The sequence below is a fragment of the Bartonella sp. AC535YNZD genome (assembly GCF_042196625.1).
Taxonomy (GTDB): Bacteria; Pseudomonadota; Alphaproteobacteria; order Rhizobiales; family Rhizobiaceae; genus Bartonella.
Genome location: NZ_JBHIQP010000084.1, coordinates 1 through 679 on the forward strand (window position 1 = coordinate 1; position 679 = coordinate 679).

Sequence of the window (679 nt, forward strand, 5' to 3'; positions counted from 1 at the left end):
ACATCACGCCATTTCCGACTTTGCTTCGCTTCGTGCTCTTCCGAACATAGCTGTCATTGCGCCTGCAGATAATAAAGAAACCGAAGCGGCCATTTTCTCGGCACTGAGCAACCCTATGCCGGTTTATATACGTTTAGGAAAACACCCGGTTACAAATATTCATAAAGATGCTTTAAAAATTAATATCAGCAAGGCTTCTGTTATACAGAAAGGAAAAGAGATTCTCTTCCTTGCCACTGGCGAGACTGTTCAGATTTGTCTTGCTGCTGTTGAAGAACTCCAAAAATATGAAGTGATACCAACGGTTGTTAGTGTACCAACAATTCGTCCTTTAGATGATATATCTGTGTTAAAACTCTGCAAATCCCATAGATCTGTTACTGTCTGTGAAGAGCATAGTATAAATGGAGGGCTTGGAGATGCAATTGCCAGATTACTTATGGACTATCGCATTGTATGCAAATTTTCATCACTAGGAATACCAGATGAACCAATCCGGAACGGAAGCCAACTGGAGGTGTTAGCAAGTTATGGAATCAGCCCAGATGGTATCGTGAAAACAGCGTTAGCAATGATATAATATACAGAAACTATAAAACATATTTCTTCATCTATTTTTCAGATTAAAACAGTCCATTGTTGAAAGCACGAAATAAAGAATGCAGATTGAAGAGATTTT

At 38.9% G+C, this 679-nt stretch carries 1 protein-coding gene; it reads left to right on the forward strand.

Annotation, left to right across the window (positions count from 1 at the left end):
* On the forward strand, positions 1-580 hold a 580-nt coding region (locus tag ACFIM8_RS09300), incomplete at its 5' end, for a transketolase C-terminal domain-containing protein (protein ID WP_375614852.1).
* Positions 581-679 lie beyond the last annotated feature (99 nt).